Annotated in this window: 21 protein-coding genes; 9 read left to right on the top strand and 12 right to left on the bottom strand. The window is 65.3% G+C overall.

Going from position 1 to position 16962, the window contains the following annotated elements; all coding sequences use genetic code 11:
* Positions 1 to 3 precede the first annotated feature (3 nt).
* From XI03_RS18085 to XI03_RS18065, 5 genes are all read right to left on the bottom strand, one after another.
* On the bottom strand, positions 4 to 618 hold the full coding sequence (locus XI03_RS18085) for a hypothetical protein (RefSeq protein WP_028140165.1): 615 nt from the start codon (positions 616 to 618) through the stop codon (positions 4 to 6).
* Between the two features lie 186 nt (positions 619 to 804).
* Positions 805 to 1572: a peptidoglycan editing factor PgeF gene (gene pgeF, locus XI03_RS18080; RefSeq protein WP_271592845.1), complete on the bottom strand. Its 768-nt coding sequence runs from the start codon at positions 1570 to 1572 to the stop codon at positions 805 to 807.
* Positions 1569 to 2687, bottom strand: a complete 1119-nt coding sequence (locus XI03_RS18075) for a class I SAM-dependent methyltransferase (protein ID WP_271592844.1) — start codon at positions 2685 to 2687, stop codon at positions 1569 to 1571. Before XI03_RS18075 ends, pgeF begins: the two co-directional genes overlap by 4 nt.
* Before the next feature lie 20 nt (positions 2688 to 2707).
* The gene (gene lgt, locus XI03_RS18070; protein ID WP_038947460.1) at positions 2708 to 3553 is read right to left on the bottom strand and encodes a prolipoprotein diacylglyceryl transferase; all 846 of its coding nucleotides are present in this window, start codon (positions 3551 to 3553) and stop codon (positions 2708 to 2710) included.
* Between the two features lie 8 nt (positions 3554 to 3561).
* A complete protein-coding gene (locus tag XI03_RS18065) occupies positions 3562 to 4299 on the bottom strand; it encodes a dienelactone hydrolase family protein (protein ID WP_271592843.1) in 738 nt (245 codons plus the stop codon).
* A 162-nt stretch (positions 4300 to 4461) separates the two neighbouring features.
* On the opposite strand from XI03_RS18065, the gene XI03_RS18060 reads away from it, so the two are divergent.
* From XI03_RS18060 to ychF, 4 genes are all read left to right on the top strand, one after another.
* Positions 4462 to 4722 (top strand): accessory factor UbiK family protein, encoded by a 261-nt coding sequence (locus tag XI03_RS18060; RefSeq protein WP_095424820.1) that lies wholly within the window; start codon positions 4462 to 4464, stop codon positions 4720 to 4722.
* A gap of 264 nt (positions 4723 to 4986) precedes the next feature.
* Positions 4987 to 5697 (top strand): 50S ribosomal protein L25/general stress protein Ctc, encoded by a 711-nt coding sequence (locus XI03_RS18055; protein ID WP_028140171.1) that lies wholly within the window; start codon positions 4987 to 4989, stop codon positions 5695 to 5697.
* A gap of 58 nt (positions 5698 to 5755) precedes the next feature.
* The gene (gene pth / locus XI03_RS18050; RefSeq protein WP_028140172.1) at positions 5756 to 6361 is read left to right on the top strand and encodes an aminoacyl-tRNA hydrolase; all 606 of its coding nucleotides are present in this window, start codon (positions 5756 to 5758) and stop codon (positions 6359 to 6361) included.
* 5 nt (positions 6362 to 6366) lie between these two features.
* Positions 6367 to 7464, top strand: coding sequence for a redox-regulated ATPase YchF (ychF, locus tag XI03_RS18045; RefSeq protein WP_028140173.1), 1098 nt, complete (start codon positions 6367 to 6369; stop codon positions 7462 to 7464).
* A gap of 140 nt (positions 7465 to 7604) precedes the next feature.
* Here ychF and XI03_RS18040 read toward each other — a convergent pair whose 3' ends face one another.
* On the bottom strand, positions 7605 to 7901 hold the full coding sequence (locus tag XI03_RS18040) for a DUF4282 domain-containing protein (RefSeq protein ID WP_038947458.1): 297 nt from the start codon (positions 7899 to 7901) through the stop codon (positions 7605 to 7607).
* Positions 7902 to 8068: 167 nt separating this feature from the next.
* On the opposite strand from XI03_RS18040, the gene XI03_RS18035 reads away from it, so the two are divergent.
* From XI03_RS18035 to XI03_RS18025, 3 genes are all read left to right on the top strand, one after another.
* Positions 8069 to 8521, top strand: coding sequence for a MaoC family dehydratase (locus tag XI03_RS18035; RefSeq protein WP_028140174.1), 453 nt, complete (start codon positions 8069 to 8071; stop codon positions 8519 to 8521).
* Positions 8521 to 9000, top strand: coding sequence for a MaoC family dehydratase (locus XI03_RS18030; RefSeq protein ID WP_271592842.1), 480 nt, complete (start codon positions 8521 to 8523; stop codon positions 8998 to 9000). The genes XI03_RS18035 and XI03_RS18030 overlap by 1 nt, the downstream gene beginning before the upstream one ends.
* Positions 9001 to 9198: 198 nt before the next feature.
* A complete protein-coding gene (locus tag XI03_RS18025; protein ID WP_028140176.1) occupies positions 9199 to 9345 on the top strand; it encodes a hypothetical protein in 147 nt (48 codons plus the stop codon).
* A gap of 39 nt (positions 9346 to 9384) precedes the next feature.
* Here the strand turns inward: XI03_RS18025 and XI03_RS18020 are convergent, their stop codons facing one another.
* The 5 genes from XI03_RS18020 to XI03_RS18000 form a co-directional block, all read right to left on the bottom strand.
* A complete protein-coding gene (locus XI03_RS18020; RefSeq protein ID WP_164936752.1) occupies positions 9385 to 9522 on the bottom strand; it encodes a hypothetical protein in 138 nt (45 codons plus the stop codon).
* Positions 9523 to 9806: 284 nt separating this feature from the next.
* Entirely contained in the window at positions 9807 to 10229 is a 423-nt protein-coding gene (locus tag XI03_RS18015) for a hypothetical protein (protein ID WP_091958487.1), read from the bottom strand.
* A 318-nt stretch (positions 10230 to 10547) separates the two neighbouring features.
* Positions 10548 to 11465 (bottom strand): hypothetical protein, encoded by a 918-nt coding sequence (locus tag XI03_RS18010; RefSeq protein WP_271592841.1) that lies wholly within the window; start codon positions 11463 to 11465, stop codon positions 10548 to 10550.
* A gap of 277 nt (positions 11466 to 11742) precedes the next feature.
* Positions 11743 to 12183, bottom strand: coding sequence for a nuclear transport factor 2 family protein (locus XI03_RS18005; protein ID WP_271592840.1), 441 nt, complete (start codon positions 12181 to 12183; stop codon positions 11743 to 11745).
* A gap of 231 nt (positions 12184 to 12414) precedes the next feature.
* A complete protein-coding gene (locus XI03_RS18000; protein ID WP_028140180.1) occupies positions 12415 to 12861 on the bottom strand; it encodes a nuclear transport factor 2 family protein in 447 nt (148 codons plus the stop codon).
* A 295-nt stretch (positions 12862 to 13156) separates the two neighbouring features.
* Between XI03_RS18000 and XI03_RS17995 the strand changes: the two genes are divergently transcribed.
* Entirely contained in the window at positions 13157 to 13393 is a 237-nt protein-coding gene (locus XI03_RS17995) for a hypothetical protein (protein ID WP_028140181.1), read from the top strand.
* A 138-nt stretch (positions 13394 to 13531) separates the two neighbouring features.
* Positions 13532 to 13918 (top strand): hypothetical protein, encoded by a 387-nt coding sequence (locus XI03_RS17990; RefSeq protein ID WP_038947454.1) that lies wholly within the window; start codon positions 13532 to 13534, stop codon positions 13916 to 13918.
* Positions 13919 to 13977: 59 nt separating this feature from the next.
* On the opposite strand, the gene uvrB is transcribed toward XI03_RS17990, so the two are convergent.
* Complete coding sequence (gene uvrB, locus XI03_RS17985; protein ID WP_271592839.1) at positions 13978 to 16953, bottom strand: excinuclease ABC subunit UvrB; 2976 nt, start codon at positions 16951 to 16953, stop codon at positions 13978 to 13980.
* Positions 16954 to 16962 lie beyond the last annotated feature (9 nt).

Here is a 16962-nt window from a genome sequence, read left to right as displayed (position 1 = left end):
GGGTTATCGGTCGGCGTAGCCGAGTGCCGTGGCCGGCATCTCCGCCACTGGGCCCTGCGGGATCACGCTCGCCACCGCCGGGCCCCGCAAGCCAGGAGCCGTGCCCGGGGCATCCGGCGTTCCGTTGATCATGTTGGAAAGTCCGCTGAATCCGGCCTGGGCGATCTTCCGCAGCACGAGGTCGTCAGCTGCTCCCCACGGATCGCGGCCGCCTTTGGCCGAGGTCGGTTCCTCGCCGGAGAGGCGCAGCGCCCGTTGCTGGTTGGCGTCGTAGACGTCCCAGACCCAGGCGATCACCGTCTTGCCGCGCACCACCTGGGCGGAGAGATAGCTGCGCACGCGGTAGGCGGCGGTCCCTTCGCGGGAGACGACGGACAGGCTGCGCAGCTTGGATTCGCTGTCGATCACGCCGACCATGCGGTCGAACACCTGCGGCGGCGGCCCGTCGATCGATTCGAAGGCGACCGTTGCCCCGGAGCCGGCGCTCGGCGCCATCGCATAGGAGTTGGCGGCCCCACCGCCGCCGGCGCAGCCGCCAAGCGCGGTCGCTGCCGCGAGCAGCATGACCGCCAGCACGCGCGAACCCGCACGGCCCAGGATGAATGACGCGTCCCTCATTATGGAGGGCAGCGATATCGTTAAAATCGATTAAGGTCTAGGGCGGGAGCGACACAACACACGGTCATTCCGGGGCGCGCCACTTGGCGCGAGCCCGGAATCCATTTCGCCGCGTGAATGCTGCACGATGGATTCCGGGTTCACGCTTCGCGAGGCCCGGAATGACACACAGTGTTGCCCTTGTGTTCACGCTTCCAGCGCGATCGCGTGGACGTGGCGGCCGTAATCCGGCTCCTTGCGATGCACCGAGCGGCGATAGCTGAAGAAGCGCTCGTCGGCGTAGGTGTCGACGCCGAGATCGTCGATCATCAGGATGCCGGCGGCCTCCAGCCGCTTGCGGATGAAGCCGGCGAGATCGAACATCGCGTGTCCCTCCCGCACCGAGGGGATGAAGAACACAGCGTTGTCGGCATCGGCCTCGATGAAGCGCGCCACGAACTCGTTGCCGACCTCGTAGCTGTCCTGTCGGATCAAGGGCCCGATCGCGGCGATGATGCCGCTGCGCGTCGCGCCGAGTTTTTCCATCGCTAGAATCGTCGCCTCCAGCACGCCCGTCAGCGCGCCCTTCCATCCCGCATGGGCGCCACCGATCACGCGCGCGTTGGGATCGACGAACAGCACCGGCCCGCAATCGGCTGTGGAGACGCCGAGCGCGATGCCGGGCGTGTTCGTCACCAGCGCATCGCCCTTCGGCCGCGGCCCGTTCGGCCACGGCGCTTCTGCGACGAGCACGTCGGGCGAATGGATCTGGTGCAGGCTGAGGAAGCGTTCCGGCGCGACGCCGACATGCTCGGCCATGCGGCGGCGGTTCTCCGCGACAAGGGCCTGATCGTCATTGGAGCCGAGGCCGCCGTTCAGCGCGGAGTAGATGCCACTGGAGACGCCGCCTTCGCGGGTGAAGAACGAGTGGCGCAGGCCGGGCACAGCCGACAGCAGCGACGAAGCGAGCGTCATGAGGCTTCTCCGGCCTGTTCGAGATCGCTGAGGCCGGCAATGCCTGTCAACCGCGGCTCGGAGATGCCGAGCACCTTGAACATCGAGCCCATGCCGCCGCGCCCGGTATCCGTCAGCCGCTTGAGGGCGATCGAAATGTCGGTGGCGACCTCCGGCGTTGCCTTCTGCATCAAGGCGGCGGCCCTTGTGTCGATGCCGATCCGCTTGAGGAAGTCGCCTTGCGTCACCGGCCCGTGCACGCGCGCGCCGACATCTTCGGCCGCGCGCGCCAGCGCCTGGAAGTCGACATGAGCGGTGACGTCGGCCTGGCCCGGCGCCTTCAAGGGATCGGCGAAGGTGTGGCGCGCGATCGCCTGGAACGTGTCGCCGGCATCGCTGCGCAAATGGCCATAGTCGATGATCAGCGCCGCGCCGTCCTGGTCGCGGACGCGCGTGGCGAGCTTCATGATCTCGCCGTCGGGGCGCCATTCGAACACGGCGCCGACGGGTGCGGCGCGCACGAGCGGCGGCAGGAGCACGTCGAAGCGCGGCGTCGGCTCGGGCGCTGCGCCGAATTGAAGCTTGCCGTTGGGATCGATCTCGATGACGCGCTCGTGCCAGCCGTTCTCGTGGCGGACCATCTGGTGGACCGGCAGCACGTCGAAATATTCGTTGGCGAGGATGATGCTCGGTCCCTCAGGCACGTCGTCGATGCTGTCGTGCCAGGCGATGTTGCGCACGCCCGACAGCGTCGCATTCTGCCGCTCGCGCAAGACGGGATTGACTTCGACCATGTGGATGTGAAGCGCCTGGTAGAGCGGCGGCAGCACGCGAAGGGCGCGCAACGCGTCCGCCATCATGGTGCCGCGGCCGGGGCCGAGCTCGATCAGCCGCAGGAACTGCGGCGAGCCCATCTGCTTCCACACCGAGGCGGTCCACAACCCCAGGAGCTCGCCGAACATCTGGCTGACTTCGGGTGAGGTTGTGAAGTCGCCCTCACGCCCGAGCGGATCGCGCGAGACGTAATAGCCATGGCGCGGATGCATCAGGCACAGTTCCATGTACCGCCAGACCGGCATGGGACCTGAGGATTTGATCAGCGCCTTGATCTCGTTGAGTAGCGGCTGTTCGGTCACGGCTATCTTCTCGAAATGAATTAACGAACGGCCCCTGCGGGCTTCGGCGCACCGCGCCGGACTGCCAATACAATAAGTATGCCGCCCACGATAAGCATCGGAATCGACAGCAGCATGCCCATGGTTAATCCGCCCCAGAGGAAACCGAGCTGGGCGTCCGGTTCGCGGAAGTGCTCGCCGGCGATCCGGGTCAGACCGTAGATCAGGATGAAGGCGCCGAGGATCATGCCCGGCCGCTTCAGCGCGCCGAGCCGGATCATCACCGCGAGCACGGTGAACAGCAGGATACCTTCCATGCCGGCCTCGTAGAGCTGGCTCGGATGACGCGGCAGCTGCGTCGGATCGTTGGGGAAGATCATCGCCCAGGGCAGGCTCGCATCGGTGGCGCGGCCCCACAATTCGCCGTTGATGAAATTGGCGATGCGCCCGAGCAGCAGCCCGACCGGGGCGACCGCGGTGGTGATGTCACCGAGCGACAGGATCGAGATGCCATTGCGAAAGGCGAACCACATCACCGCGACGACGCAGCCGAGGAAGCCGCCATGGAAGGACATGCCGCCCTCCCACAACCGGAAGATCGCGGCAGGATGATCGATGAAGAAGGGCAGATTGTAGAACAGCACGTAGCCGGTGCGGCCGCCGAGAATGATGCCGAGCGTGACCCAGAGGATGAAGTCGTCAATCTGCAGCAGCGACATCGGCGCGGGGCCGCCCCACAGGCGCTCCTTCTTCAGCAGCGAGCGCGCATAGAGCCAGCCGAACACGATGCCGCAGATATAGGCCAGCGCATACCAGCGGATCGCGAACGGGCCGATCTCGAGCGCAATCGGCTTGAAGGCGGGGAAGTCGATGAGAAGAAGCTGCATCTCGCCTTCTATATCTGGACGAGATTGCGGCGATAGAGCGCCAAGAGGCGCTCCCAATGCCGCTCGGCGGCGTCGCGGTCATAGACCGGGCGCTTGGGGAAGGCGAAGCCGTGATGCGTGCCGGGATAGATCTCGACCTCGGCCTTGGCGCCGTTCATGCCTTCTTTGACTTTCTCGATAATCTCCGGCGGCGCGTAGACATCGGTCTCGGCGCAGGCGAAATAGAGCTCGGCCTTGGTCTTAGCCGCAGCCAGGTGCGGGCTGTCGGCCTGATCCGTTGCCAGCTGCACGCCGTAGACCGAGGCGGCTGCCTTGACGCTGTCAGGAAAATGCGTGGCGGCGTTGATGGCGTAGCGGCCGCTCATGCAGTAGCCAACGGTGCCGACCAGCTTGGTGTTCGCGGCCGCCTGGCCCTCGGCATAGGTGAGCAGCGCCCGGGTGTCGTCCATGATCATGGGGATGGTGAGCGACCCCATCAGCTGGAACATGCGCTTGCGCTCCGGCGCGTTCGGGTCGGCCGGAAGCGCGCCGAGCTCCATCACGCCGGAGCGATAATAGAGGTTCGGCAGCATCACGTAATAGCCCGAGGTCGCGAGCCGGCGCGCCATGTCGCGCAGCTCTTCGCGGATCGCCGGCGCGTCCATGTAGAACAGGATGACCGGAAACGGCCCGCCACGTTCGGGATGGCTGATGAAGGTTGCGGTGTGGCCGTCCCTGGTGGGGATCGCGATCTGCTGGTCGATCATCTCATGCGCCTTGTGATTCTTCTTATGCAGGGACGATGAATACGATTGCAAGGAAACCGGGGCATGACAAGGATACCTCCGATCGGGCCTTGAACCGTTCCGCTCGGATTGCCATTGTCTTTTCGAGAGTTCGCGCAAAGTAGAGGCCGCCAGGAGACCGAAATGACCCAGACCAACAACCGGTTTTTCGACGAGATCGGCCGCCTGATGAACGATGCCGCCGGTGCCGCCCAGGGCGTCAAGCGCGAGTTCGACACGGTGCTGCGCACCCAGGCCGAAAAATTCCTGCGCGACATGGATCTGGTCAAGCGCGAGGAGTTCGAGGCGGTCAAGGACATGGCCCGCCTGGCCCGCGAGGAGAACGAGGCGCTGAAGGCGCGACTCGCGGCGGTGGAGGCCAAGCTCGGCGGGGCGCCGAGCTGAGGTCGTCATGCCCGGGCTTGTCCCGGGCATCCACGTCTAACCTGGTGCCCGGCAACACGTGGATGGCCGGGACAAGCCCGGCGATGACGGTGTTCCCCGGGATACCGGCCGCACAAAAAATCCTCGCATTTCCTTGTCATTTCCGCATCTTCCGGGTAAAAGCCCGCCAGTTCGTGGCCCCCGCACCCCTGGAGGCTTGCTGCGAACGATGCCATGGGCCGCGCTGCGGCCCATTAACTTTTGCAAAAACAAGGACTTAACGACATGGCGACGACCGTCAAGGAATTGAAGGCGACCGCACGTCCGAAGAGCGGCAAGGGGGCCGCCCGGGCTGAGCGTCGCGCCGGGCGAGTGCCCGGAGTGATCTATGGCAACAACCAGCCCCCCGTCACGATCTCGATCGAAGATCGCGAACTGCGCCAGCGCATCCTCGCCGGCCGGTTCCTGACCACGCTGGTCGACATCGATCTCGAGGGCAAGAAGCACCGCGTGATTCCGCGTGACTACCACCTCGATCCGGTCAAGGACTTCCCGATCCATGTCGACTTCATGCGGCTCGGCGAAGGCGCCACCATCCGCATCAGCGTGCCCTTGCACGTGGTGAAGTCGGAAGCCTCCCCGGGCGTGAAGCGCGGCGGCACGGTCAACATCGTCGCCCATGCGATCGAGCTCGAATGCGGCGTCGAGAGCATTCCGCAGTACATCGAGGCCGATGTCGGCTCGCTGGAAATCGGTCACTCCTTGCATCTGTCGGACGTCAAGCTGCCGAACGGCGTGAAGGCGCTGACCCGCGAGGACGCAACCCTCGTCACCATCGTGCCGCCGTCCGGCTACGCCGAAGAGCAGAAGGCCGCCGCTGCGGCTGCAGCTCCTGGCGCTGCTGCGGCTGCTCCGGCGGCTGGCGCTGCGGCTCCGGCCGCTGCTGCTCCTGCCGCGGCTGCCAAGGCTCCCGCCGGCGGCGACAAGAAGAAGTAATCTCTCAAAGCTGGCGCGCGGTCCCTGATCGCGCGCCGAGCGAGGGGCGCGCCGCGTCATGCGACTCTTTGTTGGGCTCGGCAATCCCGGCGCAAAATACGCACGTAACCGGCACAATATCGGCTTCATGGCCGTCGACGAGATCGCGCGGCGTCATGGTTTCGCACCATGGCGCCGTCGTTTTCAGGGCGAGACCTCGGAAGGCACGCTCGGCACTGAGCGCGTGATCCTGCTCAAGCCCACGACCTACATGAACGATTCCGGCCGCAGCGTTCAGGAGGCGGCGAGCTTCTTCAAGATCGCCATGGGCGACGTCACCGTGTTTCACGATGAACTCGAGCTGCCGCCGGGCAAGGTGCGGGTGAAGATCGGCGGCGGCATCGCCGGCCATAACGGCCTGCGCTCGATCTCGGCGCATATCGGCAACGACTATCGCCGGGTGCGACTCGGCATCGGTCATCCCGGCGTCAAGGAACTGGTGCACGGCCACGTGCTGTCGGACTTCGCCAAGGCCGACAACGACTGGGTGACGGCGCTGTGCGAAGCGGTGGCCGAGCACGCAGGCCTGGTCGCCAAGGGCACGGACGCGACCTTCGCCAACAGGGTGCATCTCGCCATGCAGGCGAAGGGATTTTTGACCAAGGACGAGAACGGCAAGGAATAACGCTCGTGGGATTTAAATGCGGAATCGTCGGATTGCCCAATGTCGGCAAGTCGACCTTGTTCAATGCGCTGACCGAGACGGCCGCGGCGCAGGCGGCGAACTATCCGTTCTGCACCATCGAGCCGAATGTCGGCGAGGTCGCGGTGCCCGATCCCAGGCTCGACAAGCTCGCGGCGATCGCCAAGTCCGGCCAGATCATCCCGACCCGGCTGACCTTCGTCGACATCGCCGGCCTCGTGCGCGGTGCGTCCAAGGGTGAAGGCCTCGGCAACCAGTTCCTCGCCAACATCCGCGAGGTCGATGCTATCGCGCATGTCGTGCGCTGCTTCGAAGATTCCGACATCACCCATGTCGAGGGCAAGATCGCCCCGCTCGCCGACATCGAGACCATCGAGACCGAGCTGATGCTCGCCGACCTCGACAGCCTCGAGAAGCGCGTCGACAACCTCACCAAGAAGGCCAAGGGCAACGACAAGGACGCCAAGGAGCAGCTCGACCTCGTCAACCGCACCCTGGTGCTGCTGCGTGAAGGCAAGCCCGCGCGCCTCGTCGAGCGCAAGGCGGAGGAGGAGCGCGCCTTCGGCATGCTCGGCCTGCTGTCGTCCAAGCCCGTGCTCTATGTCTGCAACGTCGAGGAAGGCTCGGCCGCAACGGGCAATTCGTTCTCCCAGGCGGTGCAGGAGCAGGCCGCCAAGGAAGGCGCGGTTGCCGTCGTCATCTCCGCCAAGATCGAATCCGAGATCGCCACCATTTCGCGTGAGGAACGTGCCGACTTCCTGGAAACGCTGGGTCTCGAAGAGGCCGGCCTCGATCGCCTGATCCGCGCCGGCTACACGCTGCTCGACCTCATCACCTACTTCACGGTGGGCCCGAAGGAAGCACGCGCCTGGACCATCTACCGCGGCACCAAGGCACCGGGCGCGGCCGGCGTGATCCATACCGATTTCGAGAAGGGTTTTATCCGCGCCGAGACGATTGCGTTCGAGGATTACGTGGCGCTTGGCGGCGAAGCCGGCGCCCGCGATGCCGGCAAGCTGCGCCTCGAAGGTAAGGAATACGTCGTCGCCGACGGCGACGTGATGCATTTCCGGTTTAATACGTAAGACGCTAACATCGGTGCCGTAGGGTGGGCAAAGGCGCATCGCGCCGTGCCCACCATCTAACCAATATTGCGACGGAAGACGTGGGCACGCTTCGCTTTGCCCACCCTACGAGGCCGGTGACTACGCCACCTGCGTCTGCCTCACCGCAACCCGCCGCCCTGATCCCTTATGGCGCCGAGATGCTCGTTGATGCGAAAGACGATCAGGATCAGCTCCGCGGCGATGCGCGAGAATACGATTCCGACGACGACGCTGGCGATCGACGACAGCAGCACCAGGAAGCCGCCGAAGGGACTGATCGCCATCGCAGCCAGGCCGGAGAAGATGCCGGAGAGGCCGAACAGGCAGATCAACGCGATCACCAGCCAATAGAAGGTCTTGATGATCGTCGGCGTGATGAAGCGGTCCCACTGAAACAGATCGCTGAATGAAAACATTGCTCTCCCCAGGGCATCGGGCCTTGGTAAATGGATCTTGGCCCTCGGTTGATCCGACTCAAGACCAACGCCGCCACCCCGTATGTAGCACGAGCCATGCGGGCCGGCGGGTTGAGATTGCCGCAAAGTGCGGCCACAATCTGTCATTTCCGCTAGCCAATCCCAAGATGACCCTGACCTTCGAAGATTTCCCGCCCGGCCGGTTCGGAACATTCGGCCCGCGCCACGTCACCCGCGACGAGATTTTGGCCTTCGCGGCCGAGTTCGATCCGCAGCCAATGCATCTGGACGAGGAGGCTGCCAGCAAGAGCATGCTGCGTGGCCTGTCCGGCTCGGGCTGGCACCTCTGCTCGCTGATGATGCGGATGATGGCCGACGGTTTCATTACCCGCGCCGCGTCGCTGGGGTCTCCCGGCGTCGACGAGGTGCGTTGGCTCTCGCCGCTCCGGCCCGGCGACGATCTCATGCTCGACGTCGACGTGTTGGAGGCGCGCCCCTCGAAGAGCCGCCCCGAGCTCGGCATCGTCAAGTTCAAATGCACCGTGCGCAACGCCAAGGGTGAGCCGCTGGGCGAGATGACCTCGCCGATCCTGATCAAGCGGCGCGAGGGGGCGGTCTGATGCGGTTCTTCGACGACATCGAGATCGGCCAGCGCCGCGAGATCGGCACCTATACGTTCACGGCCGAGGCCATCAAGAATTTCGCCGCGAAGTTCGATCCGCAGCGTTTTCATCTCGACGAGGAGGAGGGCAAGAGCTCGCTGTTCGGCGGGCTTGCCGCCTCGGGCTGGCACGTCGGCTCGGCCTGCATGAGCCTGCTTGTCGCCGACGGCCAGCGCCTGGCGCGCGAGGCCGTATCGCGCGGTGAGGAGGTTGCGGTGTGGGGACCTTCGCCGGGCTTTCGCGATCTGCGCTGGATCAGGCCGGTGCTCGCCGGCGACACCGTCGCCTACGTCAACGTCGTCACCGACAAGCGCACTTCGGCCTCGCGCCCGGGCTGGGGCATCCTGACCGCCCGCACCACCGGCACCAACCAGCGCGGCGAGGACGTCTATTCCATCACCGCCAGCGCCTTCGTGCCGATGCGGAAGAGCGATTAGATCTGTTCCAAGATGAACGGGCAAATGAGTGCGCGAGTGTTGCCCGCGCGCTATGGACGCGATTCCGGGCGGCTGCCATAAGCCTGCGCAACATGGTTACCGCGAAGCAGTTTGGCGGAACCAGTGAGTTGCTAACTAATTATGAACCTGTCGCTGTCTAATTGAAACGAATTGGGCAGAGTACAGGGGACGAGGACCATGGCAGATCGCGGCGCACTCAAGCTTGTCGGATTTCTCTTCGCTACCGCGACGCTGGCAGTGATGTTGGTCGCCGGCATGGTGGTGAAGGGCTATGCCGATGGCGCCTACACCCTGGAAGCCTCGGCTGTCGACGCGAGCCGGTAAGAATCTGTTAAGTTCTCGGGGCCGGAAAACGGCCCCGCCTCAGCGGCTGTAGACGAACGCCAGCACCGCGATCGCAACCACCAGCAATCCGACAAAACGCAGCATGATCGTGCCGAGCTGATTGGGCGCGGGCCGCAGCGAGATCGGGTCCGTGTTGTCGGGCCGAATGCTTTCCATGAAGTAGATCCCCAAGCCCGGCCGTAGGCGGCACGGGCGCTTGGCATTGGTCGTCGGGGAGGCGCGGGGGGTTCAAATGTGCGCTCTCGTGTCCCGGACGCGCTGCAGAGTGTAACGCTGCGGCGCAGAGCCGGGACCCATTGCGCCGCGCATGAATCCTGACCATGGGCCCCGGCTCTGCGGCGCGTCACTGCGTGCCGCACCGCGTCCGGGGCACAGGCCCCCCAGAATCAAAATCGCCGCGTTCCTTTCGGAACGCGGCGGTTCGGTGATGCTCAGTACGATCAGCTATTGCGCAGGCCGTCGGCGGCGCGCTTCCACTGCGAGACGTTGTCGGCGATCATGCGGGTCGACTTCATCGCGGCCTGGCTGAGCTGGGCGTAGCCGGAGATCTCGCGCTGGACGCGCTGGCCCTCGGCATGCAGCAGGTCACGCAGGCTCTCGAGCTCCGAGATCAGATTCTCGATCTCGGCGAGCGAGGTGCCGGCGACGCGCTGGATCAGCGAGTTGACGTTGGTGACGGTGGCCTCCGCGCTCGGATCGAGCGGGGCCGCGTCGGTGGTCGTCGCCGCCGGACGGCGCAGATAGGCGATGTCGTTGCGGACGAAGTCGCGGATGCCGGCTTCGACTTCCGTAACTGCAGCGAGGTTGGTGTCGACCGTCTCGGTCTCGGCGGCTTCGGTCTTTTCCGGACGCATGGCGTTCATCGTTATTCCCCTGTTCGCGTTGAGCGCAGCGCGAGTGTCCCCCGCACGACGACGTCTGTGAGGCAGCCCGCATCAGGGCGCCGGAATTGGGCCGCAAATGGGCCGAGATGCGGCAAGGGCGGACCATTCGGGGGTTTTGCCGTGGCGTATGGTTACGAGAGTCTGAATGGCGGTAACGCGCGTCGGAACCCACCCCCTCATGGTGAGGAGCACGCCCCTTCGCGCGCGTCTCGAACCATGCCGGCCCCGCCCTCGCAGCGCGGCCTCGATCCTTCGAGACAGCGCCCTCAGGATGAGGGCAAAGAGTATAGGCTTGGCCTACCAGCTCTTCTTGAAACCCGCCGTCACGCTCTTGTTGATCGCGCCCTGCGAGGTCTCGCCGACCGAGCCGGAGACGGTGACGTTGTCGAACAGCTTTTGCTCGGCGCCGACCTTGCGCAGCCATTTGTCGTCCGTGGTCGACAGCGTCTGGCCGGCGGTGACGCTGGTGCCGGTGTCGGTGAGGGTGACCTTGGCGGACTGGTCGGTCTCGTAATTGCGGGTGATGTGGCCGCCGATGCCGGGGACCGCACTCGTGCCTTGCTGGTTGACGCTATAGCCGTTCTGCAGCGTCAGCGAGGTGTCGCCGGACAGCGGCACCGATTTGGTCAGCGAGGCCCCGAGCTTGCTCTGTTCCGAGCCGGGATCGACGCGGGCTTCCACCGCGGTCTTGTCCCAGATTACTCCGGCGCCGGGCGCGGTCGCCGTCGCCCAGGCGCTGCCGGAGGATTGCGGCAGGTTGCCGCCATTGGTGGCCTTTTGCGCCAGCAGCTCGGACATCGTCCGCGGCTCGCTGGTCACCGTCATGTCGGCGCCGACTCGGGTATCCCAGAACGAGAACACGGACTGTTTCACCGTCACCGCCGAGGAGCCGTTCGCATTGGCATTCGACGACCAGTCGAGGCCGTCCTTGGCGGCGGCCTGGGCGCGCTTCTTGGCGGCGATCGGGTCGATGCCGGTGCCGGCGTCGACCGCGAGTTGACTCCAGTCGAGCTTGTCGACGTCGATGCCCTTGAGCACGTCGGGGTCGTTGACGTCGGGGGCCTCTGCCGTCTCGGTCTCGGCCTCGTCGGACGCGCCCGCGGGTGGGGAGAAGGGCGGAATGATCTGCGCCGAAACCGTCAGCACAGAGCCCAAGATGAACGCGGCCGCCAGCACCGGCAGCCTGGTCCAGCCACAACCTGTCGAGAATTCCATCGTCCTGCCCGCCAACCCCAGCGCATGTTGTCCGCCAATATAAGGATAAGGCGGTCCTTGGTGATGACCATGCGCCATTCGGTCTGCTCGCATCAATGCGGATTTATCGTTGCGAAATTGTGGCAACTCGCGTGGGGACGCGAACCAACGGGCCGCGCGAGAGGCGCGCGCCCGACGACGAGCTTCCGGCACGACGGCATCCGGCGGGGCTGGAGGCCAGGACGTCGCGTCAGGCATTGTCATCGGTCCCGAACAGCGGGGCCCGTTGGCGTCCCCCTCAGCCGACGCTGGTCATCTTCGGCAGATGAATGGCGCGGCCGAGTGCCTGCTCGACCAGGTCGAAGGTGTCGATCAGGACGCGCATGCTGGTGAGCTTGCCCGCCCTGAACTGGGCGAACTGCGCGACCCGCAAGCTGATCGGCTTGTTGGAATCCAGCGCCGTCAGCGAATAGCGCAGCATCGAGGCGGCGGAATCGACGCCCAGCATGATGCTCTCGCGGTCGAAGCGGCGGACCTGGAAATTGTCGGCGAGCTGGCGGATGACGTCGAGCACGGCGTCCTTGCCCTGGCGCGCGCCGAGGAACGGAAACATGTCGATCGGGCCGTAGAGCGCCCATTCGACGTCCTCGTCGATCAGGGCCTCGATGTCCTCGAAATGCCGGTCGTTGATCGCGCAGTGCAACGCGCGCGAGAAACGCCAGAGGCTGTGCTCTGTCATTTTGGGCAGTCCTGAAGCTGGCTTTGCGCAAGAAAAACGGAAAACGACCCCAGCGCAGTCAGGCGGTGGGGCTCAACTCATTTGTATACGAATAAAATACCCGATTTCGGCCAAAACGCAATTCACGTTTTCGCAATGCACAATTGATGGCGATATGTGAGATTTGCAACAGAACCCCGTAATCTTCCGGGTCCCGGCGGATCGCGTGCGGGTTCCAGGGGAGGAGCAGGCTCAGTCCACCCGTGCACCCACGATCAGCGGCCCGATCTCGCGCTCCAGCACCTGCTGCACCAGATCGTAGGAATCGATGATCTCGCGGATCTCCGCCACCAGCCCGCCGCGGAAGGTGTAGAACACGGCCATGTCGAACTGCACGATGCGGTCGTTGCTGCGCTTCCGGAAATAGGCCTGCATGTAGGTCGCGACCGCCTCGCCTTCGGCCAGGATGTGCGGTGCCTTGTAGCGGATTTCCGAATAGCGCGACCAGACCGTCTGCCAGAGTTCGCGCAGCTCTTGCTTGCCGTGGCGCGGCACCATGTGCGGCAGCACGTCGATGGGCGCATGGGTGAGGAAGTCGACGTCGTCGGTGCAGCACGCCAGCGCGGCCTCGAGATCGCCACGCGCGAAGGCGTCGAGCAGATGCAGCACGCGTTGCCTGTTCAGCTTCTCCACCGTCATGCTGCTCCTGCCCTCACTGGCCGTGCTTTGCAAACGCTATCGTGCGGCTCGCGGGTCCATCAATCCGCAAAATCACAGAGTGATTGCAGGGTATGACGCGCGAGCACAATGCCCGGTTCATGGGGTGCAATTGCGGGTTGCGTGCGTTTCCGCATGCAAGAATTCGCTCGGCGCTTTGCGTCCTGCGTGACGCCGCGGGCACATCGCGGTCGCCTCCTGCCATGCGCCGGGCGTTGGAACCCGGACCCATTCGCGCCCGTTGAGACGCCGATACCGCATCCGGAGACATCGATCCATGAAAGCCCCGCTTTTCGCCATCGCCGCCGCGCTTCTGATGCTTGGCGCGACCTCCGCCGCCAGCGCCAAGGGCTGCATCAAGGGCGCCGTCGTCGGCGGCGTCGCCGGTCACTACGCCGGCCACCACGGCGTCCTCGGCGCCGCCGCCGGCTGCCTCTACGGCAGGCATCACGCCAAGGAACAGGACAAGCAGCGGCAGCAGCAGGGTCAGGTGAACGGCCAGGGCAAGCTGTAGGGGCGACCTCGATCCGCAGCGGCAGTCTGCTCCCTCTCCCCGCAAGCGGGCGAGGTGAAGAAGGGCGCGTGATCCATCTCACATCACGCCCATCCCATCGCAGCTAACGTCATCGGCATGTCATCAGGGAGACGTGCCATGGCTGCCCTCGCCACCGTCAGAAAGTCCCGCCTGCACAACGCGCTCGAAGGCCTCGCGCTAACCACGATCCTGCAGAGCTTCCCGACCTTCGCCGCCGCCGCCTTCCTGCTCAAGCTCTGCGGCAACCACGATCTCGTCGGCGACCCCGGCGTCGCCATCTTCGTCGCCATCGCCTCGCTCGCCCACGCCATGCTCGCCGTGACCCTCGGCCCGAGCTTCCCGCACCTGTTCAAGACCGTCTACGAACCAAAGTTCTTCGAGGCCCATCTGTCGCTGTCCGACAAGATCACGGCCTGGCGCACCCAGCCCGTCGCCTCGCTGCAGTTGGTGACCATCGTGCTGCTGCTGTCGGTGATGGCGGTGGTGACGGCGAGCGTGGGGTGAGGGGAACGCCGAGCGAGTCTCGCTTGCCGACGATCAACCCCTGCCGCAGTGTCGGACAATCACCTCTTCTTCCACCCACCCCGCCGCCCGGGCATCCCGCCCGTCGACTTCGGCGCAGGCCCGAACTCCGGTCCCGACTGCCGTGAGTCCGTCGGCTGGATGATCCGGCTCGTGCTACCGAACGGCTTTGCCGGCAGCGTCGGCTTTTCGCGATAGGGCAGCGATTCCGGCCCGTGCATCTCGTCGAGATGCGGCTTGTGGACCTTCGAGCCGCCTCCGCCGCCGCTGGCTTTCAGCGCGGAGCCCACGGTCTTCTTCTTCATGGCGCTGACCGGTAAATTCGCGGCGTCGCCGTACTTCTTGCTGCCGGCATAGGCGCCGGCCTTGCCCTGCACAGTGCGTTGCTTGGCGGTGGGATCGTCCACCACGGCGAGCTCGGTGGCGCGCAGGCGTTTGACCTCGTCGCGCAGGCGGGCGGCTTCCTCGAAGTTCAGGTCGGCGGCGGCTTCACGCATCCGCGTTTCCAGGTCGCCGAGCACGGCTTCGAAGTTGTGGCCGATCGAGATGACGTCGTCGGTCATGTCGTGGCCGCCGACCTCGATCAGCACGTGGTCGCGCTCGTAGACGGAGTTGAGGATGTCGCCGATCTGCTTCTTCACGCTCTCCGGCGTGATGCCGTTGGCGGTGTTGTATTCGACCTGCTTCTCGCGGCGGCGGTTGGTTTCGGCGATGGCGCGCTCCATCGAGCCCGTCATCTGGTCGGCGTAGAGGATCACCTTGCCATCGACGTTGCGCGCGGCGCGGCCGATGGTCTGGATCAGCGAGGTCTCGCTGCGCAAAAAGCCTTCCTTGTCGGCATCCAGAATCGCGACCAGCGCGCATTCGGGAATGTCGAGGCCTTCGCGCAAGAGGTTGATGCCGACCAGCGCGTCGAACGCGCCGAGACGCAAGTCGCGGATGATCTCGATGCGCTCGATGGTGTCGATGTCGGAGTGCATGTAGCGGACGCGGATGCCCTGCTCGTGCAGATATTCGGTGAGGTCCTCCGCCATGCGTTTGGTCAGCACGGTGATCAGCGAGCGATAGCCGGCCTGCGCGGTGGCGCGGACCTCGCCGACGAGGTCGTCGACCTGGGTGCGGGCCGGGCGAATGTCGACGGGCGGATCAATCAGCCCCGTGGGGCGGATGACCTGCTCGACGAACACGCCGCCGCTCTCGTTCAGCTCCCAGCCGCTCGGCGTTGCCGACACCGCGACCGTCTGCGGCCGCATCATGTCCCACTCCTCGAAGCGCAGCGGGCGGTTGTCCATGCAGGACGGCAGGCGGAAGCCGTATTCGGCCAGCGTCGCCTTGCGGCGGAAGTCGCCTTTGAACATGGCGCCAATTTGCGGCACGGTGACGTGGCTCTCGTCGGCGAACACCAGCGCGTTGTCGGGGACGTATTCGAACAGCGTCGGCGGCGGCTCGCCGGGGCGGCGTCCGGTGAGGTAGCGCGAATAGTTCTCGATGCCGGCGCAGCTTCCCGTCGCCTCCATCATCTCGAGGTCGAAGGTGGTGCGCTGCTCCAGCCGCTGCGCTTCCAGCAGGCGCCCCTGGTCGTTCAACTGATCGAGCCGCTGCTTCAATTCGGACTTGATCGACTTGATCGCCTGCACCAGCGTCGGGCGCGGCGTCACATAGTGCGAGTTGGCGTACATCTTGACGAATTCGAGCTCGTCCTGCTTGTGGCCGGTGAGTGGATCGAACTCCTCGATGTTTTCGATGGTGTCGCCGAACAGGTTCACGCGCCAGGCACGGTCTTCATAGTGCGCCGGGAAAATGTCGATGACGTCGCCGCGCACGCGAAACGTGCCGCGGGTGAAATCGGCCTGGGTGCGCTTGTACTGGAGTGCGACGAGGTCGGCGATGAGCTGGCGCTGGTCGATGCGCTCGCCCTTCTTCAGCGCGAAGGTCATCGCGGTATAGGTCTCGACCGAGCCGATACCGTAGATGCAGGACACCGAGGCGACGATGATGACGTCATCGCGTTCGAGCAGCGCGCGCGTCGCCGAGTGGCGCATGCGGTCGATCTGCTCGTTGATCGAGGAGTCCTTCTCGATATAGGTGTCGGTGCGCGGGACGTAGGCTTCCGGCTGGTAATAGTCGTAATAGGAGACGAAATACTCCACCGCGTTGTCGGGGAAGAAGTTCTTGAACTCGCCATAGAGCTGGGCGGCGAGCGTCTTGTTCGGCGCCAGGATCAGCGCGGGGCGCTGCGTCTTCTCGATCACCTGCGCCATCGTGTAGGTCTTGCCCGACCCGGTGACGCCGAGCAGCACTTGGGTGCGGTCGTTGCGCTGGACGCCTTCGACAAGCTCGGCGATCGCGGTCGGCTGGTCGCCCTTGGGCTGGTATTCCGATTTGATCTCGAAGCGCACGCCGCCTTCGGACTTCTCCGGACGTGGCGGCCGGTGCGGCGTCCATACCTTGGTGGAGCCGTCGTTCTTGCGGAACTCCGGCCGGCCCTCGCGGATCAGCGACTCCAGCGCCTCCGCGGTCGCCTTGACGCCGAGCGCCTCCATCTTGTTGCGCGGCGGACGCGCCAGCGCCTCGGCATCGTCCTCCTCGGTGGGCAGGCCGAGCTGCCGCGCCAGTTCCGGATCGAGCGTCGGGATCGTAGCCGCGGTTCCGTAATTGGCCTGCGGCGCTTCTTCGAGCCCGCCAACCTCGGTGGATTGCCGGGCGCCCGGCGGCTGCGGGTTGGGCCGCAGCGGCATCGGCCGCGCACTATCCTGCGGAAACTGCTTTTGAAGGTCTTTGGGCGTCGAGGCCCGCGCGCGATGGGCCGCGGCCTCGCCGCCGGAGCGGCGGTCGCGGGAATTGTCCGGCGGCGGCTGCAGGCCGGTGCCCGAGCCAAGTCCGGCGTCGCCGCGATTGATCGCGGGATTGAGCAGCTCGGCCAGGGCCGGCCCGATCGGCTGCACGTCGGGCCGATGTGCCTTGGAGTTCGGAGCTTTGGATTTAGGGGATTTTGGGGGAGCAGGTTTCTTCGCCATGAGCCGAAT

The organism is Bradyrhizobium sp. CCBAU 65884 (assembly GCF_028128835.1).
GTDB classification, from domain to species: Bacteria; Pseudomonadota; Alphaproteobacteria; order Rhizobiales; family Xanthobacteraceae; genus Bradyrhizobium; species Bradyrhizobium ottawaense.
This window is presented reverse-complemented; position numbering and strand designations above follow the sequence as displayed.